The organism is Maribacter arcticus (assembly GCF_900167935.1).
GTDB lineage: Bacteria > Bacteroidota > Bacteroidia > Flavobacteriales > Flavobacteriaceae > Maribacter > Maribacter arcticus.
Window position 1 is genome coordinate 209,525 of record NZ_FUYL01000006.1, and the last position, 25,202, is coordinate 234,726.

A 25,202-nucleotide genomic window follows, 5' to 3' on the forward strand; every position below is an offset into this window, starting at 1 on the left:
CAATAGCATAAGGGCATTATCCAATTAATGGTTTTTCAGTAATAAACGGCTGATTATAATGTCTTTGCCCTGTTGCCCTGTATAATGCATTTGATAATGCACCTATAACTGGAGGAAGAGAAGGTTCTCCCAATCCTGTAGGATCAATGCCATTATCTACAAAATAGCTTTCAATTTCTTTCGGTGCCTCCTTATGGCGAATTAGTCGATAGGTATCAAAGTTAGATTGCTGAGGTTTACCATCCTCAAATGTCATTTGGCTATAAGTAGCATGACCAATTCCATCGATTATACCTCCTTCAATTTGATTTTTTGCTGCCATTGGGTTAATTATAATTCCGCAATCAACGGCACACCATACTTTATCTACTTTTGGTGGATTAGTATCTTTTGCAAGATCTAATACCTGAGCCACATATGAATTATGGCAGTAGTAAGCTGATACACCTCTAGCGGCTCCATTCTTTTGATTACCGTCCCAACCAGATTTTTCTTTTACTAATTTAAGAACACCAGCATAACGTTTTGGGTCATAATCATTATTTTCTGGATCACCCACTGGGCTTTTAATCACTCTGTCAAATAATTCAAGTCTAAATTCTATAGGGTCTTTACCGGCTGCTTCAGCAACTTCATCTATAAATGCTTGTTCGGCACCTGCAACAAAATTTGACCGTGGTGCGCGCCATGCTCCTGTAGTAACATTGGTATCTAATATGAATTTTTCAGCCAAATAATTATCAACTGCTCCTGCAGGGAATCTGTTTTCAAAAATTAAATCGTCATTTGATCCGGCACCTTTAACGTGCCAAGCGATTAAATTACCGTCTTTGTCTAAACCGGCCTTATATTTCACTTTATAGGTAGGTCGATACGTACCTTGGGTCATATCATCTTCACGTGAATAAACCAATTTTATCGGCGCCTGCATTTTTTGAGATATTACAGCCGCTTCAACCCCAAATGTTCCGTATAATCGCCTTCCAAAACCACCCCCCATACGGGTCATTTTTATATCTATTTTTTCAACGGGCATATCTAGTCTAGATGCCAAAGATTTTTCTAAAAATTCAGGAGTTTGAATTGGGCCGTTCAAAATTGCTCTTTCGGCAGTAACGTCCGCATAAAAGTTCATAGGCTCCATAGTATTGTGTGCTAAAAATGGAGCACTAAAAGTGCGTTCAATAATCTGTGATGCTGATTTGAATGCCTTTGCAACATCACCATCTTTACGTGCAGCTTCCTTTGCAGACGTATTTAATAATTTAGTTAAAGCCTCATCATGACCTGAAGTACTCTCTAAAGTAGAAGTTTTTTCCCATTCAACGTTCAAGGCTTTTTTGGCCATCATACATTGCCAGGTACTTTCACCAACAATAGCAACCATTTTTGCAATGCTACCTCCATCAGACCATTGTTTTTCCATTCCCTCTGGGTATACATCGATAGGAAATACATCTTTAATACCGGCCATTGATTTTACAGATTCGGTATCCATGGATTTATAACTAAATCCGAAAGCAGGTGGATGTACAATCATAGCAATCAACATGCCTTCTTCTTGAATATCGATTCCGAATAAAGATTTGCCGGTTACTATATTTGGTCCGTCAACGTTTCTTCTATCCGTTCCTATAATCACAAAATCTTTAATATCTTTTAGGGTAACTTCTTCAGGTACTGCCATGGTAGCTGCGGAAGATGCCATTTCTCCATAACCTGCAGATTTATTTGAAGCCTTATGGCTTATGATACCTGCAGCCGTTGTTATTTCTGATGCAGGAACTTGCCAAGCCTCTGCAGCAGCGGCAATTAGCATATGCCGAGCAGTGGCCCCAGCCATACGTAAACCTTGCCAACCGGCACGAATAGATTGGCTACCACCAGCGAGTTGTCTTTGAAATATATCGGTATTTAATGGAGCTTGCTCTACTATTACATTATCCCAATCTGTATCTAATTCCTCTGCAACGATCATTGGCATAGATGTTTTAACATTCTGGCCAATTTCAGGATTTGGTGACATGATAGTTACCATGCCATTATCACCAATTTTAAGGAAACCATTTATATCAAACCATTCTTTAGGCATATTATTTACTTGTTCCGGGGTTGGATTACAAGAAGCTAGCCAACTAAAACCTATTACCATGCCACCACCTGCAAGGGCAGAGCTTTTTATAAAGGAACGTCTATTATATGTTGTTTTTATGAGTGTCATCTGTTTGTTTTTTAATGAAGTTTAAAATCCCAAAATTGTGGGCCACTTGTTATTACGCATTTGAAGTATTAGCAGCGTTCTTAATCGCTTTCTTAATTCGCGTATATGTGCCACAACGACAGATATTACCGTTCATAGCATCCTCAATCTCTACATCTGATGGATTAGGATTTCTCTTTAAAAACGCACTTGCATTCATTATTTGCCCTGCTTGGCAATAACCACATTGGTATACATCTTCTTCTATCCAAGCTTTTTGTACCGGATGGTCGCCATTTTCAGAAAGACCTTCAATGGTAGTAATGGTTTGTTCCCCTACTGCTGATACAGGAAGTTGACAAGACCGTACTGCATTATCGCCAAGATGCACGGTACAAGCACCGCATTGAGCGATGCCACAACCAAATTTTGTTCCTACTAATTTTAAATGGTCTCTTAGTACCCAAAGCATTGGTGTAGCTGGATCTACATCTATCTGCTCTGTTTTTCCATTAACTTTTAAACTGAAATTCGCCATTAGTTTTTGATATTTAATTGAGTCCCTTGAAATTAGGTAAAATTTTATACTTATTAAGTATGTTTTTTATAAATTTTTATAAACTAAGCGAAGAAAAAAGCCCTTGCACTGCAAGGGCTTTTAAATTAATGTGGTTACACTATCTGTAATCTTCTAAGATTTCAGTTGTTTGTATATCATTGTGTAGTTTCTCACGCTGTGTTCTAATAATTTCTTTCAATCTTGGCGGCATCATCGTTTCTGTTAAGGCTTTGTCATAATCTTCAATGGCAGATTTATCTCCTCTTACAGCTTCCTCTAACATTGCCTCGTCATTATCTCCAGCAAAAAAAGCTTTTACATCCATCCATGTTCTATGCAAGGCACCAACAGCACTTCCATCTATAGCAACACTACCTAAATCTAAATCGGGTACAGCAGCTCTGATTTCTCTTAAAAACTGCATTCTTTCAATCACTTTCTTTTCAAAATAAGTCTTAATACCTACTTGTTCAGAATTTTTTGATGCTTTTTCAAAACCTTTTATAGCATCCTCATTTTTACTTACTAAATCTTTTAGTCTGTGTTCTATTTTCTCAATATCCTTGTTCATAATATTATATTTTATGTAGCTGCATATGTCTATCGTTAAAAATAATGATAGCTCTAAGTTAAGTTTATTTCATAACTATGGTTGACTATAATGAGTAGGATTTTTGCTGTATTGATGTTATTTTGATGTCAGTAATTACACCATGCTATTAGCTGGTTTTCTGTTTATATTTTCATCAGATTGAGTCAAGGTTACCAATGGTTAAATAGTATTTTCATGTAAATTTTAAAATTAAAATATTATGGGATTATCACCACTATTTGGGATAGCGAAGATATTGGTGCGAAGGCGAAAATTGAAAATGGCTACGGTTGGTTTGCAGCTTGCATATTTAGGGTATTCTTATATTTCTGATAAAAGAAAAAATAAACAGGTAGCTAAATAAGTCATATATTTTTGTTAAGTGCTGGTTTTTAGATATTTATATATCATTTTCGATATGTTAGTTTACACATTGCTGTAAAACCTATGAATTTTTATTAATAACAGAACGAATCGGTTATTAGAACTTTGTGGTATTAACCCCAAAATCTAGTAACATGAACAATTCATTAAAATGCACCCTTTTGTTTGCCTGTATGGCGACCATGGGCTTTGGCCAAGATTTGGCCTTCAATCATTCCTCTACTAATTTTCAAGAGAGGAAAATTACCGAAGTATCAAAACGAGCAGACAATTACGAGAAGTTAAAATCTCTTGGTTATGCCGATAAAGAGATTTTCGAAGACTTAGGCAATGCTAACTTTTTAACTAAGAAGTATGAAAACGCATTGTACTGGTATGGTAAATTAATAGAAATTTCAGAAGATGGATCTTTGTCAAAGAGTTATCAAAAGAGATTTGACCATGCAGTAACCAAATTAGGCAAGCAAGTTCAAAACGAAATTGCCGATGAAAACTGGACCGAGTTGGTGAAGGACGACTATAAAATGACGCAAACGGTTATACCTACTCGTATTACGTCTAACAATAGAAGTAAATTTTTACCTTGGGACAATGAAGAAGCTAGTGAAGAATTAGCCTCGAATCTTAAAAGTCCATCCAATACAATGGGAGGATATTCTCAACCAGTAGCACTTACAAACAACGGTAACACTGCATATTTCAGTAAAACTACCTACCGAAAACCTGTAACAGGTATTTTTTCGAAAAGAAAAGAAGTACATAAAATTTATAAGGCCGATAAAATAGCCGGAGAATGGAAGAAAATTACTGAGGTACCTATTTGCCCTGGCGATTACTCAGCAAAACACCCAGCAGTTTCACCAGATGGTAGCCGATTATTCTTTGCTTCAAACATGCCTGGTACTTTCGGCGAATACGATATTTATGTCGCCACAATTCAAAAAAACGGAGCATTGGGTACGGCTAAGAATCTTGGTGAAAAAGTAAACTCAGCCAAGAATGATTTACACCCAAACCCTGTAGCTAATGGTACGCTTGTTTTTGCTTCAGAGGGCAGAGAAGGTTTTGGTGGCCTAGACGTATTTATGGTAGAAGTAGGGCAGAGAAAAGTTGGCCTTGCAGTAAATATGGGAAATACAATTAATAGTTCTTTCGATGAATATTCAGTAAACCTTCTACAAGGTAATGGATTTGGCTATGTAGTATCGAATAGAATGGCCAAGGGTAAGAGTGCCCAAAATGTTGCATTTAATTTAAATGATAAGCCTATTAATGAGAAAGATAGGGATGACCGCTTTTTAGAAGCATTCAATAGTGAAAGACAGACGCAGTATTCTAGTTCTGTTTTTGAAGATGAATAACCACCCATTATTCATTTACCCCAATAAGTAAAAGACAATCGTTCACGAATCATAAAATTCAATCGTTATGGAAAGTCCGTTAAAAATCAATAGTTTAATTATTGCATTACTTTTATTGGCCCTTGTCCAAACAGTTAATGGTCAAGAAACCAATACAAATTTAGGTTCTAGTAGTACCTACCACAATCAATTATTCTTCAATCGTTTTTTCATCAATCCTACTTTTTCATTGGTGCGCGAAAACAAATCTTATTTGAACATATTACATAGAAATCAATATGCCACGTTCGATGACAATAGTCAAAACTACTTTTTAGGTTTTAGCAATAAATTAAATGATCATACAGCTGTCGGTATAGGAGTTTACAGTCAATGGTCTGGTGTTGTACAAGAATTTGGATTTAATGCCAATTATGCTTCTTCGGTACGTTTAGGTGAAAAATCTGTTTTAACCTTTGGTACGAACATTACATATTTCAATCAAGGATTAGATAAAAATAGAATTGTAACGAGTGTAGATGACCCAGAAATTGCAGATGCTAGAAAGGAAAGTAAAATTGCAGTTCAACCAGGTATTAATCTTTCATTAGGGAAATTTGATTTTGGGTTTTACGCTGAAGACCTTTTAAAGTATAACCAAACGACAAATGAATTTTTAACCGATTTATCTACAAAAAGTGTTAAAGCATCAGTACAGTATACACATTCGTTCGAAAATTCTAGGGGTCTTTTTGAAAATGCCCGATTAATGCCAATGGCGCAAGTTGGTCAAAACTTAGATGGTAGCTTGTACTATTTTGGGTCTTTATTATTAGACTTGCCAAACTACGGATGGCTACAGACTACAGTAGATGAACAGTACGGTGTAGCTGCTGGTGTAGGTTTTAATTTAAGCGAGAAAATGTCATTGGGTTATTTAATGGAAAAAGATTTGTCTAGTAGTGAAGCCAACTTAGGATGGAACCATGAAATAACTTTGGCATATAAATTTAAAGATGATGATTTGAATATAACAGTAGCAGACAATTCATCAGATAATCAAATAGACAATATTGTAAGAAATTATGAAGAGCAGATTGCTCATTTGATAGAGGAACGTGATAATGCGAGAAAATCAAATCAGAAAAGAAAACATACCGATATAGCTGAAAATGATTTGGCTTACGAGAACAAAATTATACTAGACGAATTAATTCTTCGTCAAGATTCCATAGAAAATGAAAGAATTGCGGCTTTTGAAGAGCGTTTTGAGCTAATCGTTAGAATGTTACGTAATGATATTGATACCACAATTAAAAGTTCATTACAAGACTTTAGTGTAGAAGAAAACACGTCGTATGTATCTAATGATATGGATTTTGTAACAGAACCTGCAGATGCGTTCGCAACAGCAAAAGTAGCATCTACATCATCAAGAAGAGCAAATTTTAAAGAGTTACCGGTTAAAATGCTAGTAGATTCTGATGTGATTGATATGAATTCTGGTTACTATGTAATTGCAAATGTATACAGTAAAACAAAATACATGAATGCTTTCATGACCGAGCTTAGAGAAAAAGGATTAGATCCAAAACAGTTCTACAATAAAGAAAACGGGCTGTACTATGTGTACTTAGCAGACTACGATTATAAGAATGATGCACAAATGGCTGCAAGTACAGATTTAGACGGAAAATACAATCAAGAAAAGTGGATTATGCAAGTAAATGAAACTACAGCTACTGCATCAAATACTTTTGAGGATGATGATATAAGTAGAGAATAGGGTAAAGATTGAACCATTATTTTCTACGATTTTATGGTTGATTTGAATTGTCAATAAAGGAGGGGCGTTATCCGGGGGGATGACTGGGTTCCCTCCTTTTTTTTATTTTTTTTAGAAGGTAGTTCTCGATTTAACATTAGGTTAACAATCGATGAACTACCTTTTTCTTTGGCAAAAAACTGCATTTTAACGAAAAATCTCATGTTTTTGACGGGTATGTGGCATTAATATATATATTTCTCGAACCAAATTTATTGTAAAACAATGTTTAACCCCAAATCCCCCCATTATTATGACAAAATTTTACCTACTAAATTTTTGTATCAATTTACATCTCACTTCTAAGGAGATTTCTGTTTTTTTAACAAAACGAAATTTCATAATTCCAAAGTTTAGCGATCGTTTCGGTATACTAAATTTAAATCATTAGCGAATAAGCCTTTTTGATTTAAAAATTATAACTGAACTAGGACAAAGAATAATCTAAATACATTGATTAATCTTCGAAGTACCCCCATTTGGTATGCTTTAATGAACCGATAGTTTAATCTATAGGCTCATAAATACTGTCCTATTGTTTAGTTATTCAAGGGCCAATAGGTTTTTGAAAATACTCAAACTAACATTTGATATTCTTCCGTTTTGGGAAGAGTATCGCTAAACTTTGGAAATTATGAAAAATTCTATTACTCGAATTATCGTATTGGAAAGTGATAAATCATTACATACGGTTTATAAGAATCACTTTGACGAAATAGCAGATTATGAATTAGTTGGCAGTTATACTTCTGCTAAAGAGGCACTAAAAGATTTTAGTTTTACAAAACCACACATTGTATTGTCTGAAATAGAATTAAATGGAACTAATGGTATTGATGCTATTAAACTATTCAGGAAAAAGGAGTGGGGTATTAAAATTATAATGTTCAGTGAAATAAATGATTTCGATGTCATTAAAAATGCTTTTAAAAAAGGTGCAAATGGCTATTTGACTAAGCCGTTAACATTAGATAAACTAGAGCATGCATTACGTAGTATGGAAAAAGAAGGTGCTGCAATGAGTAATGATATTGTAAAGAAAATCATTCATAATTTTCACAAGAAAACCTTTGCATTTTTCTCTGAAAGAGAGAATCAGATTGTAGATTTTTTATGCCAAGGAGCTACCTATAAGATGATTGCTCAAAAGCTTTTTGTAACCCCAAGTGCAGTAAATTTTCATATTCAAAATATCTATTTAAAGCTAGATGTAAACTCGAAATCTGAAGCACTTTCTAAACTTGAACAGTTACAAAATCAACTCGAAGAATATTAAACTTGTCATTTTTAAATATGGAAATAAATGGTATTACGAAAACCTTTTCGAAAATTATAGGTAATATATTATTTACGTAAATAATTCATTTACAGGTATTTAATCTAAAGATTATTTGCTCTTAATTTTCAATCATATAAAGGTTACTATAAATTTTCGTTGAGGAAATAAAGAAAAGGGCACATTGTAGTTATTTTTGGTTTAACTTATTACAGCTATAAATCAATTCACACTATTTATGTACCATTTAGGATTAGACATAGGAAGCTCATCTATAAAAATTGCCCTGGTAAATGCTTCGACAGGAAAAAGTATAGGAGTAGTAACAGAGCCAGAGACAGAAATGTCTATGGAGGCTGTGAAAAATGGCTGGGCAGAGCAAAGTCCTGAAGATTGGTGGCGTTATGTTTGTAGCGGTATCGAAAAGTTAATTTTAGAGTATAAAATAAAAACTACCGATATTATAGGTATTGGTATTTCATATCAGATGCACGGTTTAGTGTTGATTGATAAAGAGGGTAACGCATTAAGAAAGTCTATTATATGGTGCGATAGTAGGGCAGTTACTATCGGTCAAAATGCTTACGACGAAATAGGTGCAGAACGCTGTAATACTCATTTGTTGAACTCACCAGCAAATTTCACTGCCTCAAAATTAAAATGGGTAAAAGAGAACGAACCCGAAATCTACGCGCAGATATATAAAATGATGCTGCCTGGTGATTATATCGCATATAAATTATCAGGAGTTGTGAATACAACGGTATCCGGACTTTCAGAAGGTATTTTCTGGGATTTTAAGAAGGATGAAATCGCAGATATTTTAATAGAACATTACGGCTTGGAAAAAGATATGATCCCAGATATAGTCGATACATTCTCAATACAATCCAACGTAAATAAAAAAGGCGCATTGGATAGCGGGCTTAATGTTGGAACACCTATTCTGTATAGAGCTGGGGATCAACCCAATAATGCCTTAACCTTAAACGTGTTTAATCCAGGTGAAGTTGCTGCGACAGGGGGTACTTCAGGCGTGGTATATGCTGTAACTGATAATTTGTCGGTAAAAGAAAGCTCTCGCGTTAACAACTTTGCACATGTAAATTATACTCCTGGTAAACCTACAAGAATCGGTAAATTGTTATGTATAAATGGGGCAGGTATTCAATATAGATGGTTGTTAAATAATCTTGATGTTGACTCGTACGATGAAATGAACACCTTGGCAAATAAAGTGCCCATTGGTTCAGATGGTATTGCACTTATTCCTTTTGGTAATGGTGCAGAACGAATGCTTAAAAACAAGGAAGTTGGTACGCGTATAGTTAACCTTAATTTGAACAATCATGGTAAGGGACATTTATGTAGGGCAGCATTAGAAGGTATCGCATTCTCCTTTGTATATGGCATGGAAATAATGGAATCTGATGGAATAAAAGTCAATGTAATGAGAGCAGGTAACGATAATCTTTTTCGTTCTGAAATTTTCTCAACGACTGTTGCTACGTTAATAGGCTACGATATAGAAATCTACAATACCACAGGTGCAATTGGTGCAGCCAGAGCAGCGAATTTGCATAAAGGTGATTTTGAGGCATTCGGTAAAACAATCTTAGATAATGATTATGTAATGACGTTTAGTCCGAAAGCAGATAAGACAGCATACCAAGAAGCTTATACCACTTGGAAAAATGAATTGGAATTAATTTTGAACAAATAATAAAATCAACAAAATGGCAAACAAGGTGTATTTTAAAGGGATAGATAAAATTAAATTTGAGGGAAAGGAATCTGATAATCCTATGGCCTTTAAATATTATAATCCTGATCAGGTTGTGGCGGGTAAGACCATGAGAGATCATTTTAAATTTTCAACAGCATATTGGCATACCTTCTGTGGGCAAGGTTCTGATCCGTTCGGTCCTGGCACACAAAATTTTGAGTGGGATAAATCTTCAGATGCTGTACAAGCAGCTAAAGATAAAGCAGATGCGGCTTTTGAATTTTTTGATAAAATAGGATTTGATTATTTCTGTTTTCATGATTTTGATTTAATTCAAGAGGGGTCAACTTTTGCAGAATCTGAAAAAAGACTATCTACAATTACCGATTATATAAAGGAGAAGCAAAAGGAAACAGGAAAGAAATTACTTTGGGGTACAGCCAACTGTTTTTCTAATCCAAGGTACATGAATGGCGCGGCTACCAATCCTGATTTTAATGTATTGGCAAGAGCAGGTGGTCAAATTAAATTGGCTTTAGATGCGACTATCGCTTTAGGTGGTGAAAATTATGTGTTCTGGGGTGGTAGAGAAGGTTATATGTCTCTTTTAAATACTGACTTAGGTCGCGAATTAGACCACATGGGTCAATTTTTGACAATGGCAAGAGATTATGCTCGTAGCCAAGGTTTTAAAGGTAATTTCTTTATTGAGCCAAAACCTATGGAGCCAATGAAGCACCAGTACGATTTCGATTGTGCAACCGCAATTGGTTTCCTAAAAGAATACGGTTTAGAGAATGATTTTAAAATGAATATCGAGGTGAATCACGCTACTTTGGCACAGCACACTTTTCAACATGAAATAGCTGTTGCGGCTAAAGCAGGTATGTTAGGTAGTATGGATGCTAATAGAGGCGATTACCAAAACGGATGGGATACGGATCAGTTCCCGAACAACATTCAAGAAACAACAGAAGCGATGTTGGTATTTTTAGCAGCTGGCGGATTGCAAGGTGGCGGGGTAAATTTTGATGCTAAAATTAGAAGAAACAGTACAGATTTAGATGATGTATTTCATGCACATATTGGTGGGGCAGATACCTTCGCAAGAGCTTTGTTGACAGCAGATAAAATTATTACATCTTCATCGTATAACAAGTTACGTGAAAAAAGGTATAGTTCTTTTGACGCAGGTAAAGGGAAAGATTTTGAAAATGGTAAATTAGACTTGAAAGATCTTTACACTATCGCAAAAGAGAATGGTGAATTAGAATTACAGAGTGGCAAACAAGAGTTGTTTGAGAATATCATCAATCAATACATATAATTGATTAAGCTCTAACTGTATCAGTAAAATACGTTAGTAGTTTTATCATCAAAAATGATAAAGTAATCTGTCCCTTGGTTTTCCATTAGGGACAGTTTGCTTTAGTATGAATACAAGGTAGAAGTAGGCATATACCTATTTCCTTTTAAGAAATGACATATGAAAAAAGTAACCTTAAAAGATATTGCCGGGCATTTTAATGTTTCTATTTCTACGGTATCAAAAGCTGTAAATGACAGTCATGAAATAAGTTCTCAATTAAAATTAAAGATTCAAGAATACGCGAAAGAAAAGCATTATAAGCCTAATAGACTTGCGCTTAATTTATTGAATAGAAGTACTAATACCATTGGTGTGGTTGTACCTAATATTTTAAATTACTTCTTTGTTCAAGTATTGTATGGCATTGAAAAAGTAGCAAATGAGAATGGGTATAATATCATTAGTTGCATTAGTGATGAATCTAGCTCAAAGGAAAGTAAGACCTTAGAATTTTTTGATTCGGGAACTGTAGACGGACTTATTATTTCGTTGGCGGAAGAAACCCAGAATGATAATAAACATGAAGCTTTGAAAGATATCATTAACAATGATATACCAGTAGTGCTTTTTGATAGGGTTACAGATTCCTTAGAATGCGACAAAGTGGTAGTTGATGATTTTGAGGCAGGATATAAAACTACGAAGCACTTAATTAATATTGGCTGTAGTAATATAGCCGTAGTCAACCCTACTGGTAGCTCAAGTGTTGGTAAATTAAGGCTTTTAGGATATAAAAAGGCCCTTGAAGAATTCGAAATACTCTTTGATCCTAAATTGATAATCAACCTTTCACCAAAAGACGATTTAGATATGTTAATGTCATTTTTACTCAATTATAAAGCAATAGGAGGCATAATCGGTTTAGACGAAATTACAGCTGTAAAAGTATTAGAAGTTGTAAAAGCTAGAGGCTATAATGTCCCCAATGATATTTCTATAATAGGCTTCACAAATGGTCAGTTATCTAAATATGTAACACCATCATTAACAATGGTTAGTCAGCATGGGAAATACATAGGTGAGCTCACTGCTACACTATTGATAAATAGAATAAAAAATCCCGGGCAGCCTTATGAAACCAAAACGGTAAAGACTAGCCTATTAGTTAGAGATTCTACAAAAAAGCTTCAGTAAGTTAAACAGTATCTGGTTGTGGATGCTCCCAATCACCCCTATATTCTCTTTGTAATAATGCAGTTGCTTCAGGGTCGTTTAATACTGATCTGCTTTTTGGGTCATATACCAATGGTCTTTTTAAGTCCATAGATAAGTTAGCCAAAATACAGCTAGCTGTTGAAATGTGTCCTTCCTCAATATCAGCAATAGGTTTATTTCCTTTTTCAATAGCGTTCAAAAAATCAATCATATGCCCACGTGTTGCTGGTGCAGCATGTAATTCAATATCTTTTTCAGTTAAATCTTCGGGATATTTCTCACGCTCATATAGTACATCAAAGCGAATTGTTTCACTGCCATCAAGAGGTATAAATTCCGCCTTCATAACATCTCCTTTTAAAACTCCTTTAGTTCCATAAATTTTAAACGACCAAGGGTAATCTGGGTCGTCTGGGTTTCCCCATGTTCTATGTTGCCAATTGCAATTAAGGTCATCATATTCAAATACTGCCGATTGAGTATCTGATATATTTGATTTTCCATCTTTCTGAACAAAAATGCCACCTTCAGAACTTATCCGTTTTGGCCAGCCTAAATCTAGCATCCAACGAACGGTATCTAGCATATGAACACACATATCACCGGTTATTCCGTTTCCATACTCTCTAAAAGTTCGCCACCATCTTCGGTGTGGTATTCCATCATATGGTCTCATTGGGGCTGGACCTGTCCACATTTCATAATCCAAAAAATCAGGAACTTCTTGTAACGGAGGATTTCCATTTGCACGCATATGATAATAGCAAGCCATATCAACATGACCAATAGTACCTAACAACCCAGTATCTATAATTTGTTTTTTCACATCAATTAAATGTGGTGTGCTTTTGCGTTGGGTGCCTACTTGAACCGTTCTATTATATTTGCGGGCTGCAGCGACCATAGCCTCTCCTTCAATGATATCTACACTTATCGGTTTTTGTACATAAACATGTGCTCCAGATTTTAGAGCTGCAATACATGTTAAAGCATGCCAGTGGTCAGGAGTGCCGATTAAAACAATATCTAAATTATCATTTTTCAACATTTCTCTGTAATCAGAAAATAACTTTGGTTTCTTACCATTTTTTTGACGTTGTGAAACTAGAAGAGCCGTTTCATTCAAGAAATTTGAATCTACATCACAAAGAGAAACAACTTCAACATTAGCCACCTGTATCAATCGCATTAAATCACTTGTGCCATACCAGCCAGTACCTATGAGTCCAACTTTTTTAGGTTTTTCATTTTCGAAAAATTCAAAACCATAAGAACTTAACGATGTTAATAATAATGATGCTGATGCAGCTTTAATAAAATTCCGTCTTTTAATAGGCGCAGACAAATTTGACATGGTATTGGTTGTTAATTGATTATGTATTTCATAATTGGAAGAGTTAAGATAGGTAATCATTTAAAATTAACAGTAAATGTTTATGAAATTGTTAAAATGAATCATATTTCGGTATATTTAAATCAATTTTATTGATAATTCTATGAAATTACGTTTAAGCTTATTTTTCTTGTGCCTATTCGCAGTTACTATTGTTAAGGCAGAAATTACATTACCTAATATCTTTTCGAATGAAATGGTCTTGCAAAGGGAATCGGATGTTTCTCTTTACGGATGGGCAGGACCGAGTGAGGAATTTTCAATTTACACAAGTTGGAATGATGCGACGGTACAAGTGAAAACTGGTAATGATGCGAAATGGAATATTCAAGTAGCCACACCAAAAGCAGGCGGGCCTTATACCATCCGATTTATTGGAAAGGAAAATGAAATCGTTTTGAGCGATGTTTTAATTGGTGAGGTATGGCTTTGTTCTGGGCAGAGTAATATGGAATGGAGCGCAAATAGCAAAATTGATAATAAGGATTATGAAATTGAAAATGCAAACTATCCTACTATTCGGTTGTTCACCGTTGAGAAAAGAACAGCAGATTATCCGTTGGATAATGTTATAGGAACTTGGGAAACTTGCTCTACTAAAACTATGCCTAATTTTAGCGCTGTTGCTTATTTTTTTGCCAGAAAAGTTCAGTCAGAATTGAATATACCTATTGGGTTAATCGATTCTTCTTGGGGTGCTTCTTGTGCTGAAGTATGGACACCAGAATCTGTTTTCGAAGCACACCCAGAATTGGTTACTTCGCATGAGCTTATTCAACCCAATCAATGGGTGACGATAGAGAAGTCTACTATATATAATGCCATGATTGCACCATTGACCAATTTTAAAATTGGAGGAGTTTTGTGGTATCAAGGAGAATCGAATACGGCTAACGCAGAATCTTACCAACAGATTTTCACTGAAATGATTACCTCTTGGCGCGCTGATTGGAATAATGATTTTCCATTTTACTACGTGCAAATTGCGCCTTTTAAATATGGTGGAGAGTTCGAAGGTGGTATAGTTCGTGATCAGCAACGCAGAACTTTAGCGTTAAAAAATACAGGAATGGCAATGACCAGTGATATTTGTACGGTTGAAGACATACATCCACAAAACAAACAAGACGTTGGTTTGCGACTGGCAAATATTGCACTGAAACAACATTATAATAACTTACAAGATCAAGAGGTTTATGGTCCGTTGTTTGAAGCTGCCGAAATAATAGGGAATCAAATTCAAATTAAATTTAGTCACGATAAGGGATTAAAAAGTGATAGAAAAAAAATAGAGTTATTTGAGATATCGAATGAAAAAGGGGAGTGGTTTACAGCAAAAGCAAAACTGAAAAATGGTATGGTTATAGTCAGTTCAAAGGAAGTGAAAAGCCCTAAAGCTGTTCGATATGCATGGAAAAGTACTGATATTGGTAATTTATATAATGAGGTAGGTTTGCCTGCATCTACATTTAAAAGTGAGTAAAAAATTGGGGTAAAGTGTACGAATGACTCTTAAAACCTTACGTCCATCCAATGATCAAGGTCATTCAGCTAAAAACAAGTATTATTTTTTGATAAAATATCTAAATTGTATTCAATAACTAATTCAAAATTATGCAGATAAAAGAATCCTCAGAAATATATGATGTCATCATTATTGGTTCTGGCGCTGGTGGTGGTATGGCTACCAAGCAGTTGGCAGATGCCGGTTTAAATGTTGCCGTTGTAGAGGCTGGTCCTTATTTTGATCCAGCTGACCCCAAAACGATGACTCAATTAAAGCAGCCATATGATTCTCCTCGTAGAGGGGCAGGAACGGATCGTGCTTTTGGTGAATGGGATATGTCTTGGGGTGACTGGGAAGTTGAAGGCGAGCCATACACACATGAAGAAGGTACCGAGTTTAAATGGTGGAGAGCAAGAATGTTGGGTGGACGAACCAACCACTGGGGTCGAATTTCTTTACGATTTGGACCGAAAGATTTTAAAGGTAAAACTCGTGATGGTCATGGTGATGATTGGCCTATCGGATACGAGGATGTTAAACCTTACTATGATAAATTAGATAAGCTTATTGGTGTTTTTGGTACCAATGAAGGTCGTGAGAATGATCCTGACGGATTTTTTCTACCTCCCCCGAAACCGAGACTGCATGAATTATTTTATATCAATGGTGCAAAGAAATCTAATATCCCTGTAATACCGGGTAGACTTTCAATGTTGACCAAAAGAATTAATAATGATCGTGGAGTTTGTTTTTACTGTGGACAATGTTCCCGTTCATGCTCTGTGTATGCAGATTTTTCTGCGGGAAGTTGCTTAATATTCCCAGCACAAAAAAGTGGTGGTAAAGTAAAGATATTCGTTAATTCAATGGTTCGTGAAATAACGACTAATGAAGAAGGTAAAGCAACAGGAGTTTCCTACATCAGTAAAGACGATAGAAAAGAATATAAGCTTAAAGCTAAAGTTGTTGTGTTAGCGGCATCCGCTTGTAGTTCAGCACGAATTCTACTAAATTCAAAAAGCAAGCAACATCCAAACGGATTAGGGAATAGTAGTAATATCGTTGGTAAATATCTTCATGATTCTACGGGTGCAAGTGCAGCAGGCATAATTCCCGATTTAATGAATAGAAAGACATCTTATAATGAAGATGGCACAGGTGGTATGCATGTATATTCACCATGGTGGGGAGACAATTCTAAACTCAATTTCCCAAGAGGATATCACATCGAAGTTTGGGGCGGTATGGGTCAACCCAATTATGGTTTCGGCTTTGACCCTAACGGAATGAACAAATACTTCGGTCTTAAATCTGGAGGTTATGGAGAAGGTCTACGTGACGATGTTAAAAAGTACTATGGCTCTGTGATTGGTTTTGGAGGTCGTGGGGAGGCGATTGCCTTTAAAGAAAACTATTGTGAAATTGACCCTACAACAGTTGATCAATTTGGTATTCCTGTTTTAAAATTCAATTATAAGCATTCTGAATTTGAGATAAACCAGGCGAAACATATGCAAGATACTTTTGAAGAACTGATTCATAATATGGGCGGTATACCTTTAAATGAAAAGCCTGGAAAAGATAAAGATTATGGTCTTTTAGCCCCAGGTCAAATTATTCATGAAGTTGGTACTACACGAATGGGTAATGATCCAAAAACGTCTGTGACCAATAAGTTTCAGCAGTTACACGATGTAGATAATGTTTTCATTGTAGATGCAGGTGTTTTTGTTTCTCAGGCAGATAAGAATTGTACATGGACCATTATGGCACTTTCATGGAGAGCATCTGATTATATTATCGAACAACTTAAGGCACAAAATATTTAGAAGATGGATAGAAGAAAGAGTTTACAAACTTTAATACTTGGTGGAGCAGCTGCTGGTACAGGTCTAGTATTCAACTCCTGTAAAACAGAAAATGCTGATACTATTGATGAGGCTATTGCAACAGGTAGTGAGAAATATTTTGGAAGAACGCCAGAAGAATTGGAACGCATAGAAAAGTTAAATGCAGAACAATTATTCAATGAACATGAGATGGAGACTATTGCAGAATTAGCTGTGGTTATTCTTCCAGCTAAAGAACCACATGGTGGACCCATTGAGGCGGGTGTTCCCGACCTTGTCGAGTTCATGGGAAAAGATATTCCAGAAATGGCACCGACGCTTTTAGGTGGCTTAATGTGGTTGGATCATAAAAGTAATACAGAATTCGGTACAGAGTTCAAGTCGGCAACCTTAGAACAGAAAAAACAAATCTGTGATGAAATTTGCTGGCATGACACAGAAGTTCCTTTAGAGAAACAACCATTAGAAATACAGTTTTTCTACATGATGAGAGGGCTAACGGTTACAGGTTATTATACCTCTAAAGTCGGAATAGCAGATTTAGGTTATAAAGGAAATTCACCCAATGTATGGGATGGTGTACCACAAGATGTATTAGACCAGCACGGAGTAGCATATGATCCAGCTTGGATTGCAAAATGTGTAGACCAGAGTCAAAGAAACGTCATAGCAGAATGGGATGAAAACGGTAATTTACTTACATAGATAATAGAAATAAAATGAAAAATATTATCATAACCGCTATTCTTTTCGGAAGTGGTTTTTTATCACAGGCACAAGAAGTTGGCTTGCAGTTATATAGTTTGCGAGATCAATTTAAAGTTGATGTATCAAATACATTAGGTTTAATTGAAGAATGGGGAATTACGAATATAGAAGGTGGTGGCACCTATGATATGCCCATGGAAGATTTTAAAACTTTACTGGCAGAACATAATCTAAACATGGTAAGTGTTGGTGCTCAATTTGGCGATTTAGAGAATGATATTGATAAGGTCGTTAAAAATGCCAAAGCCTTTGGGGCCACATATGTAATGTGCGCCTGGGTACCACATGATGATAATAAATGGGATTTAGAAGAAACCCAACATGCCACCGATGTTTTTAACAAAGCAGGAAAAATTCTTAAAAAGAATGGACTTACGCTAGCTTATCATGCGCATGGGTATGAATTTAGACCTTATAAGAATGCTACTTTGTTCGACTATATGGCTGAACACGCGAAGGATTTCTCTTTTGAATTAGATGTTTTTTGGGCTCAGCACGGCGGTGCGGATCCGCTGGCATTAATGAAAAAATATCCTAAGAAGTTTGTCTTGCTACATTTAAAAGATATGCAAAAGGGTATTGTAGGTAATAACACAGGGCACGAAGAAGATGATACCAATGTTGTATTAGGTACAGGCCAAGTTGATATTTCAGGTATTGTTGCCGAAGCTAAAAAGCTAGGTATAAAATATATGTTCATTGAAGATGAATCTTCTGATGTTGTTTCACAAGTACCTAAAAGCTTAGAATATCTGAGTCAATTAGAAAAATAAAACCAATTACCAACCATTAGCCCCTATTTCATGTTTGAAGTAGGGGCTTTTTTATTATTTGGCTAATCAGATTTTATTCTATAATTTATAGTTTATGAAATTGATTTTACTTTCAATCCTTTTAACACTTTCCTTCTCTTGTAAGGATAAGGCAGAGAATATTAATCAAAACATTCAATCCCTACCGAACATTATTTGGTTGGTGGCCGAGGATCAATCACCAGACTGGTTCCCTATGTATGGCGACTCAATACAGTCTCTTCCTAACTTAGAGTCTCTTTCACATGATGGCGTTGTTTTTACAAACGCTGTTGCTCCTGTACCAGTCTGTGCTCCGGCACGAAGTGCAATTATCACCGGTATGTATCCTACAACATTGGGCACGCATAATATGCGTACATATAACGCGTATGCTAAAGGGCAAAATGAACCATCAATTGGTATTCCTAGTTATTCTCCATTAGTACCAGATGGTGTGAAAATGTTTACCGAGTATTTGCGAATAAATGGATATTATACTTCTAATGGACCAAAGGAGGATTACAACTTTGAAAAATCGGAAGCGGCATGGAGTGATTCAAGTAAAGAGCACCACTGGCGTAATAGAGAATCTGGACAACCATTTTTTAGTGTATTTAATTTTTCGGTTTGTCATGAATCGCAGGTTTGGGCACGAACAAATGATACCCTCTATGTAAATCCGGAAGAAATTAAAGTTCCACCTTATTTTCCGGATACTGATGTAGTACGACATGATATGGCTGTCAATTACAGTAATTTAAAACGGTTGGATAATCAAATCGGAAAAATTTTAAATCAATTGAAATCCGATGGACTTTATGAAAATAGTTATATCTTTTTTTATGGCGATCACGGCGGACCCTTTCCAAGGTATAAAAGAGCATTGTATGATACGGGGTTAAAAGTGCCAATGGTTATTAAGTTTCCTGCAAATAAAGGTGCAGGTACTGTCGATGACCGTATGTTTAGTTTTATTGATTTAGCGCCCACAGTACTTTCATTAGCTGGTATAGAACCTCCTAGAGTTATACAAGGTGTTGCACAATTTGGTGCGTTTGAGACCAAGAACAAACCAAAAGTAACATTTCATTCTTCAGATAGGTTTGATGCGGTATATGACCGATTAAGAGCAGTGCGTTCTTCCCGATTTAAGTATATAAAAAATTTTAATACCAATTTAAGTAGAGCTTTACCTATAGCTTACAGGGAACAAATGGGCATAATGAAAGAATTGAGAAGCTTGGATAGTGCAAATCAATTAAATAAAATTTCATCCACCTGGATGCAACCTGATAAACCAAATGAGGAATTTTATGATTTAGAAAAAGACCCTGAAGAGCTACATAATCTTTCAAAGGTTCCAGAGTATAAGGATTCAATTGATTACTATCGTGATATTCTAAATCAATGGATTCAGGAAACTAAAGATCTCGGAGAAGTAGAAGAAAAAGTACTATTACATAATTGGTTGGTAGATGGTAAACAGCCAAAATTAAATGGATTACAGTTACAGGAAAAAGATAATATTATTAAGCTTTTACATTCAAAAGCAGATGCTACCATAGTTTGGAGAAAATTAAAAGATTCAGTTTGGAATGTTTATTATGAACCTTTGAGCAAAGACATTTCATTTGAGGCCAAGGCAGAACGTATAGGGTATCACGATAGCGATGTTATAATTTGGCAATAACTTCCGATTAATCTAACCTCTTAAACTGTAATAGCCTAAAGTCACCAACTTGTTTTCCTTTCAGTTCTAAAGCTTTTAGAGTGAGTATACCACTTCCTTTGGTAAGGGTAATAACGCCTAAATTAAGTGGTTTAAAATCTTTCACATAAGATTCCATTCTTGGAACTCTATCTTCGTTCTTGCCAATTAATTCAGGGTCATGTGGTACTATTATTTTTTTAGCTATTTTACTATTGTTAAAGCTTAGTTCGACAATTGAGCCTAAGTCTTTTTCTGGGCATGTGTAATATAAATCGACTTCAAAGCGGCCATCTTCGAGCACATCAACATTCCAAGAAATAGAATCTTTGACAGATTTCCAATTTGTAAAAAATGAATCATTAGGCCATTGATTACTTCGTTTAATATTTCCATGGGCTTCACCATCTCTAGCTGGAAGCTGAGTATATAATGCTTTTGAATAACCCAATGTGAAAGCGCGTTCATCGTTTGCTTTGGTTATTTGAATCGTCTCCTTTTTCCAGTTGGTCTTTGCTGTAATTAATGAATCGGTGATTTGCGGATGTTTATTCGAAACATCAAATTTTTGACCACGATCAGTACTAATATCGTAAAGTCTATTTTCTTCATCTAATCTAAATTGCTGACTTCTTACACTTGTTTTACCGTTCCAATGATTATAGATAAAACGGTCTTTAATAGTTACAGCATTTCCTAATAGTAATGCGCTTAAATCTATACCATCAATTGGCTTTTCTGTTTTTATCGGTATCGATAGTAAACCGCAAAGGGTTGGCAAAATATCGATACTACTTGCTATTTCGGTAAGGTTCAACCCTTTTTCAATATGATTCACCCATTGCATATAGAATGGAGTACGAACACCACCTTCACTTACATTTCCTTTTTTTCCACTCATACCGCCATTCCACCGATAAGCATTAGGGCCATTATCAGAAAGATAAATAATGATGGTATCCTCTTCTAAACCTAGCTGTTTAATTTTATCAGTAACTCTGCCAACATTATCGTCTATATTTTCGACCATGGCCAACGCGGCTTTTGTAAATTGTAAATCTTCCTCTACGTCAGTTTCGGAAAGTAATTCTAAGGACTTGTGTTTCATTCTATCCCAATATTTGTCAGGTACTTGCATTGGGCTATGAGGGGTATTGTATGGCAGGTAAAGAAAGAACGATTCACTGGCATTTTTTTCAATAAAATCAAGTCCTTTATCCGTAAGGTCATCTACTAAAAAACCATTACCCTTTACCAACTTGCCGTTATTTTCTAACATGGGACTAAAGTAATTACCCCAATGGCCAGAAGCGAAACCATAAAATTGGTCAAATCCTCTTGAATTTGGGTGGTATGGAGGCTGCATACCATTATGCCATTTACCAAATGCAGCAGTATTATAGCCTACATTTTTAAGAAGTTCAGCTATGGTAGTTTCATTCAAATTAAAACGTTCACCACCAGATGAGGTTTCATAAACACCCATACGGGTAAAATACCTGCCGGTCAATAATTCGGCTCTTGTGGGTGAGCAAACTGGTTGCACATAGAAATTTTCAAAGGATGCTCCATTAATTCTTAAAGAGTCAATGTTGGGTGTATTTAGATTGGTGTTACCATTGCTACTTAAATCGCCCCAACCTTGGTCATCAGCAAGAATAAGAATTATGTTAGGTTTTTTTATTGAGGGTTTCGAGCTTTTTTCTTTTACTTTTTCAACACAAGAAATTAGTGCTGATAAAAAGATAAGAATGCTTAAAATTTTAAATTGCTTCATGAAATATCTAAAGACTTTACTAGATTTTTAAAATTTATTCTTTAACCGCTAAACCCACCATAGAATCTGCTGTTCCATAATATAGAAACCATTTATCTTTAAAATAGACCAAACCTTCAATGAAGGTAGTACCGGCCTTATACTGACCGCTTATTTCATGTGGTAGGCTAGGACAGATAAAAGGAGTGTCTAGTCTTTCTATCATCTTAGTTGGGTCATTTTTATCGAATAAAACTTGCCCTCCACAATAGGTGCCTTCTGGAAATTTGTCTGTGGCACCTTCGCCGCTTAAATTCTTTCCATTGTATAGTAAAAGAATGCCTGCATCTGTATATAGAGCAGGAGGCCCTGGTTCGGTTAAGTGGCTATCAAAATCATTTAAAGTTGGTTTAAAACTATGCAGTAATTCTCCTGTTTCGGTCAATGTTGGCTCCCAATCGACACCATTACTAGAAGTTGCAAGATTTACGAATAGCTCGCCCCAGTACATTAAGTACTTCCCGTTTATCTTTTTCGCAATCAATCTTCCATCTACGAGCTCTGTTACAATAGAACCCGATTTGCTCCATTCATTTAAAAACTTACCATCATTAGCATCTTCAAAAACAGGGCCTTGTTTAGACCAATTTCTCAGGTCTTTAGAAGTCGCACTTGATAGACGTGCAATATCTTTATTCCAACTTGTGTATAACATAATAAAGGTGCCATCAGGAGTTTCCACGACACGTGGGTCTTCGATTCCGCCAGGTTGGTCCCATTGCGAAAATGCGTCATTATCTGGGAATAGTACAGGTTCAGGATATTTTGTGAAGTCAATCCCGTTTGTACTATAAGCCAATCCGATACGAGAGGTTCTTCCGCCTAAAATAGCAGCAGGATTATCCTCTGCCCTAAATAATAGAAATACAGTATCGTTTTTTACGATTGCCCCAGGATTAAAAACATCGGCTTTTTGCCATTTTACTTCGTTGTTTGATATAGGGTCTAAAAATGTATAGGTCGAATCTGCCTGCATTATCGGATTGGTTTTGGTTTTTTCAAAACCTAGCAACCATGGAGATTCCGTTGACTTTTCAGCTTCGGTTGATGAGCTTTTCTCATCTTTACATGAGAATGATAAAATTGCTAAGGTCAATAATAACGATATACGGTAGTTCATTGTTTTTGGTTAAATTGCTAAAATGAAAGTTCCAAGTAAGGTAGTAATTATTCTACTGGGACTCAATATGAATTTTGGAAGATATTGAAATATAGAATGGCAGAAAAAATGAGTTGGCTTACTAATTTAATAACAGATTTTAAAAAATACGCTTCTTTAAAAATAGTAGTAGTCTTTATAATGGTATTTAATTTTTCTTGTAAAGAAAACACTAAGATATTAGAAGATAAACATTTACAATTAGAAGCCATAATCAAATCAGATTCACTACCTACAGAAGCTAATATTGAGATAGAAACGAAAAAAGAGGTTGCACCTTTAGCTTCTCTCATCGATACTACATTCATACGATTAGCAGATTACAGTGATGGCTTTGCTTATGATTTACGATACGCAACAGATAATAATTTTCTAAAGGAGAAAGTTTATGATTGCGCTGAATGTTATACCAGAGTGAAAACGGCAAAAGCATTAATAACTGCCAATGAAGAATTTAAAAAGGTAGGGATGAAAATTAAGTTTTATGATTGTTACCGACCGAATTCAGTGCAATACAAAATGTGGAAAATAGTGCCTAATCCACAATATGTGGCCAACCCTGTAAAAGGCTCTATACATAATAAGGGTGGGGCAGTAGATATTACTTTAGTTACTTTAGATGGAGAAGAGTTAGATATGGGAACCGATTTTGATTATTTTGGAAAGCGTGCTTACCATGATAATTTAGACCTACCTCAAGAAATACTAGATAACAGAAAGTTATTAAAAGAAACCATGGAAAAATATGGTTTCTGGTCTACTAGAACAGAGTGGTGGCATTATAATTTGAATGGTGCTACAAACGACCCCATAGCGAACTTTAACTGGTCATGTGATTAAAAAAGGTTAGAATATGAAATACAAAATACTTCTATTTGCGTTAATTTTTATGAGTCAAATAAATGCACAAGACACAATAATTAAGCTATGGCCAAAAGGTAAGGTTCCGAATCAATTGGTTTCCAATGATAAGGAAATACATAAAAAGGAAGGTATCTTAATAATAAGTAACGTTCAAGAACCTACAATTGAAGTGTTTTTGCCTGCGAAGCAGAATGCTACAGGAAAGGCAGTGCTCATTTTCCCTGGAGGTGGTTATGGTATTCTTGCTTATGATTGGGAAGGAACGGATATCGCAAAGTTTTTAAATGGAAAGGGGATTGCAGGGATTGTAGTAAAATATAGACTACCCTCAGATGTATCTCAAACAAATAAACAAAACGTACCATTAATAGATGCGCAAAGGGCTTTAAGAATGGTAAGATATCATGCTAAAGGTTTCAATATAACTAAAGATAAAATAGGCATTATCGGGTTTTCTGCAGGCGGACATCTGGCGTCTACCTTAGGTACGCATTTTGAGGAGTCTGTATATGTTTCAATAGATGATGTGGATACCGAAAGTGCAAGACCAGATTTTATGGCACTGGGTTATCCTGTAATAAGTATGGGGCCAATGACCCACGAAGGCTCTAAAGGCAATTTGTTAGGCAATAATCCGACTCAAAATTTACAAGACTATTTTTCAAATGAAAAACAGGTAACAAGAAATACACCACCCACATTTTTACTTCATGCTACAGATGATAATGCCGTACCCGTAGAGAATAGTTTACTTTTTTATAAAGCCCTAAAAGATAAAGGAGTTTCGGCAACTATGCATATATATCCTAAAGGAGGTCATGGTTTTTCGTTAGCACTTAACGACCCGTATTTAAAAGGTTGGACAGCGCTTATGTATGATTGGATTGTAAGCCTTGAATAGTTTATGTTTTTCAAGA

General features: G+C 35.6%; 20 protein-coding genes. 14 read left to right on the plus strand and 6 right to left on the minus strand.

Translation table 11 applies throughout. The features are described from left to right. Positions 1-16: 16 nt before the first annotated feature. The 3 genes from B5X55_RS11130 to B5X55_RS11140 all read right to left on the minus strand — a co-directional run bounded on the left by B5X55_RS11130 (position 17) and on the right by B5X55_RS11140 (position 3,330). Positions 17-2,221: a xanthine dehydrogenase family protein molybdopterin-binding subunit gene (locus B5X55_RS11130; protein WP_079512697.1), complete on the minus strand. Its 2,205-nt coding sequence runs from the start codon at positions 2,219-2,221 to the stop codon at positions 17-19. A gap of 52 nt (positions 2,222-2,273) precedes the next feature. Beyond that, positions 2,274-2,738 carry a (2Fe-2S)-binding protein gene (locus tag B5X55_RS11135; RefSeq protein WP_079512698.1) on the minus strand — a complete coding sequence of 155 codons (465 nt, stop codon included), beginning with the start codon at positions 2,736-2,738 and terminating at the stop codon, positions 2,274-2,276. A gap of 139 nt (positions 2,739-2,877) precedes the next feature. Continuing rightward, positions 2,878-3,330, minus strand: coding sequence for a ferritin-like domain-containing protein (locus tag B5X55_RS11140; protein ID WP_079512699.1), 453 nt, complete (start codon positions 3,328-3,330; stop codon positions 2,878-2,880). A 241-nt stretch (positions 3,331-3,571) separates the two neighbouring features. Between B5X55_RS11140 and B5X55_RS18785 the strand changes: the two genes are divergently transcribed. The 7 genes from B5X55_RS18785 (at position 3,572) to B5X55_RS11170 (ending at position 12,405) form a co-directional block, all read left to right on the plus strand. Beyond that, a complete protein-coding gene (locus B5X55_RS18785; RefSeq protein WP_159447534.1) occupies positions 3,572-3,715 on the plus strand; it encodes a hypothetical protein in 144 nt (47 codons plus the stop codon). A gap of 154 nt (positions 3,716-3,869) precedes the next feature. Beyond that, on the plus strand, positions 3,870-5,096 hold the full coding sequence (locus tag B5X55_RS11145; RefSeq protein ID WP_079512700.1) for a TolB family protein: 1,227 nt from the start codon (positions 3,870-3,872) through the stop codon (positions 5,094-5,096). 67 nt (positions 5,097-5,163) lie between these two features. After that, on the plus strand, positions 5,164-6,861 hold the full coding sequence (locus B5X55_RS11150; protein WP_079512701.1) for a PorP/SprF family type IX secretion system membrane protein: 1,698 nt from the start codon (positions 5,164-5,166) through the stop codon (positions 6,859-6,861). 673 nt (positions 6,862-7,534) lie between these two features. Next, positions 7,535-8,176: a response regulator transcription factor gene (locus B5X55_RS11155; protein WP_079512702.1), complete on the plus strand. Its 642-nt coding sequence runs from the start codon at positions 7,535-7,537 to the stop codon at positions 8,174-8,176. Between the two features lie 238 nt (positions 8,177-8,414). Continuing rightward, positions 8,415-9,899 (plus strand): xylulokinase, encoded by a 1,485-nt coding sequence (locus tag B5X55_RS11160; protein ID WP_079512703.1) that lies wholly within the window; start codon positions 8,415-8,417, stop codon positions 9,897-9,899. A 13-nt stretch (positions 9,900-9,912) separates the two neighbouring features. Further along, positions 9,913-11,229: a xylose isomerase gene (gene xylA, locus B5X55_RS11165; protein WP_079512704.1), complete on the plus strand. Its 1,317-nt coding sequence runs from the start codon at positions 9,913-9,915 to the stop codon at positions 11,227-11,229. A gap of 159 nt (positions 11,230-11,388) precedes the next feature. Continuing rightward, the gene (locus B5X55_RS11170; RefSeq protein WP_079512705.1) at positions 11,389-12,405 is read left to right on the plus strand and encodes a LacI family DNA-binding transcriptional regulator; all 1,017 of its coding nucleotides are present in this window, start codon (positions 11,389-11,391) and stop codon (positions 12,403-12,405) included. 1 nt (position 12,406) lies between these two features. Here B5X55_RS11170 and B5X55_RS11175 read toward each other — a convergent pair whose 3' ends face one another. Further along, positions 12,407-13,780: a Gfo/Idh/MocA family protein gene (locus tag B5X55_RS11175; RefSeq protein WP_079512787.1), complete on the minus strand. Its 1,374-nt coding sequence runs from the start codon at positions 13,778-13,780 to the stop codon at positions 12,407-12,409. 142 nt (positions 13,781-13,922) lie between these two features. On the opposite strand from B5X55_RS11175, the gene B5X55_RS11180 reads away from it, so the two are divergent. The 5 genes from B5X55_RS11180 (at position 13,923) to B5X55_RS11200 (ending at position 20,428) form a co-directional block, all read left to right on the plus strand. Then, the gene (locus tag B5X55_RS11180) at positions 13,923-15,302 is read left to right on the plus strand and encodes a sialate O-acetylesterase (RefSeq protein ID WP_079512706.1); all 1,380 of its coding nucleotides are present in this window, start codon (positions 13,923-13,925) and stop codon (positions 15,300-15,302) included. Between the two features lie 131 nt (positions 15,303-15,433). Next, positions 15,434-17,155, plus strand: coding sequence for a GMC family oxidoreductase (locus B5X55_RS11185; protein WP_079512707.1), 1,722 nt, complete (start codon positions 15,434-15,436; stop codon positions 17,153-17,155). 3 nt (positions 17,156-17,158) lie between these two features. Further along, positions 17,159-17,881 (plus strand): gluconate 2-dehydrogenase subunit 3 family protein, encoded by a 723-nt coding sequence (locus tag B5X55_RS11190; RefSeq protein WP_079512708.1) that lies wholly within the window; start codon positions 17,159-17,161, stop codon positions 17,879-17,881. A gap of 14 nt (positions 17,882-17,895) precedes the next feature. Beyond that, positions 17,896-18,717: a sugar phosphate isomerase/epimerase family protein gene (locus B5X55_RS11195; protein WP_079512709.1), complete on the plus strand. Its 822-nt coding sequence runs from the start codon at positions 17,896-17,898 to the stop codon at positions 18,715-18,717. Positions 18,718-18,811: 94 nt separating this feature from the next. Continuing rightward, complete coding sequence (locus B5X55_RS11200; protein WP_079512710.1) at positions 18,812-20,428, plus strand: sulfatase family protein; 1,617 nt, start codon at positions 18,812-18,814, stop codon at positions 20,426-20,428. A gap of 7 nt (positions 20,429-20,435) precedes the next feature. Here B5X55_RS11200 and B5X55_RS11205 read toward each other — a convergent pair whose 3' ends face one another. Further along, a complete protein-coding gene (locus tag B5X55_RS11205; protein ID WP_079512711.1) occupies positions 20,436-22,223 on the minus strand; it encodes an arylsulfatase in 1,788 nt (595 codons plus the stop codon). 34 nt (positions 22,224-22,257) lie between these two features. Next, positions 22,258-23,382, minus strand: a complete 1,125-nt coding sequence (locus B5X55_RS11210) for a glycoside hydrolase family 130 protein (protein ID WP_079512712.1) — start codon at positions 23,380-23,382, stop codon at positions 22,258-22,260. A gap of 96 nt (positions 23,383-23,478) precedes the next feature. Here B5X55_RS11210 and B5X55_RS11215 point away from each other — a divergent pair, with 96 nt between their 5' ends. After that, positions 23,479-24,261, plus strand: coding sequence for a M15 family metallopeptidase (locus B5X55_RS11215; RefSeq protein WP_234999719.1), 783 nt, complete (start codon positions 23,479-23,481; stop codon positions 24,259-24,261). 13 nt (positions 24,262-24,274) lie between these two features. After that, complete coding sequence (locus tag B5X55_RS11220) at positions 24,275-25,186, plus strand: alpha/beta hydrolase (protein ID WP_079512713.1); 912 nt, start codon at positions 24,275-24,277, stop codon at positions 25,184-25,186. The last annotated feature ends 16 nt before the right edge of the window (positions 25,187-25,202 follow it).

Excerpts from the sequence above, each read along its gene's own strand:
- B5X55_RS11175 (WP_079512787.1), bottom strand. The coding sequence starts at position 13,780 with ATGTCAAATTTGTCTGCGCCTATTAAAAGACGGAATTTTATTAAAGCT.
- B5X55_RS11135 (WP_079512698.1), bottom strand. The coding sequence starts at position 2,738 with ATGGCGAATTTCAGTTTAAAAGTTAATGGAAAAACAGAGCAGATAGAT.
- B5X55_RS11140 (WP_079512699.1), bottom strand. The coding sequence starts at position 3,330 with ATGAACAAGGATATTGAGAAAATAGAACACAGACTAAAAGATTTAGTA.
- B5X55_RS11200 (WP_079512710.1), top strand. The coding sequence starts at position 18,812 with ATGAAATTGATTTTACTTTCAATCCTTTTAACACTTTCCTTCTCTTGT.
- B5X55_RS11190 (WP_079512708.1), top strand. The coding sequence starts at position 17,159 with ATGGATAGAAGAAAGAGTTTACAAACTTTAATACTTGGTGGAGCAGCT.
- B5X55_RS11150 (WP_079512701.1), top strand. The coding sequence starts at position 5,164 with ATGGAAAGTCCGTTAAAAATCAATAGTTTAATTATTGCATTACTTTTA.
- B5X55_RS11215 (WP_234999719.1), top strand. The coding sequence starts at position 23,479 with ATGGCAGAAAAAATGAGTTGGCTTACTAATTTAATAACAGATTTTAAA.
- B5X55_RS11195 (WP_079512709.1), top strand. The coding sequence starts at position 17,896 with ATGAAAAATATTATCATAACCGCTATTCTTTTCGGAAGTGGTTTTTTA.
- B5X55_RS11170 (WP_079512705.1), top strand. The coding sequence starts at position 11,389 with ATGAAAAAAGTAACCTTAAAAGATATTGCCGGGCATTTTAATGTTTCT.
- xylA (WP_079512704.1), top strand. The coding sequence starts at position 9,913 with ATGGCAAACAAGGTGTATTTTAAAGGGATAGATAAAATTAAATTTGAG.
- B5X55_RS11145 (WP_079512700.1), top strand. The coding sequence starts at position 3,870 with ATGAACAATTCATTAAAATGCACCCTTTTGTTTGCCTGTATGGCGACC.
- B5X55_RS11220 (WP_079512713.1), top strand. The coding sequence starts at position 24,275 with ATGAAATACAAAATACTTCTATTTGCGTTAATTTTTATGAGTCAAATA.
- B5X55_RS11205 (WP_079512711.1), bottom strand. The coding sequence starts at position 22,223 with ATGAAGCAATTTAAAATTTTAAGCATTCTTATCTTTTTATCAGCACTA.
- B5X55_RS11210 (WP_079512712.1), bottom strand. The coding sequence starts at position 23,382 with ATGAACTACCGTATATCGTTATTATTGACCTTAGCAATTTTATCATTC.
- B5X55_RS11180 (WP_079512706.1), top strand. The coding sequence starts at position 13,923 with ATGAAATTACGTTTAAGCTTATTTTTCTTGTGCCTATTCGCAGTTACT.
- B5X55_RS11155 (WP_079512702.1), top strand. The coding sequence starts at position 7,535 with ATGAAAAATTCTATTACTCGAATTATCGTATTGGAAAGTGATAAATCA.
- B5X55_RS11130 (WP_079512697.1), bottom strand. The coding sequence starts at position 2,221 with ATGACACTCATAAAAACAACATATAATAGACGTTCCTTTATAAAAAGC.
- B5X55_RS18785 (WP_159447534.1), top strand. The coding sequence starts at position 3,572 with ATGGGATTATCACCACTATTTGGGATAGCGAAGATATTGGTGCGAAGG.
- B5X55_RS11160 (WP_079512703.1), top strand. The coding sequence starts at position 8,415 with ATGTACCATTTAGGATTAGACATAGGAAGCTCATCTATAAAAATTGCC.
- B5X55_RS11185 (WP_079512707.1), top strand. The coding sequence starts at position 15,434 with ATGCAGATAAAAGAATCCTCAGAAATATATGATGTCATCATTATTGGT.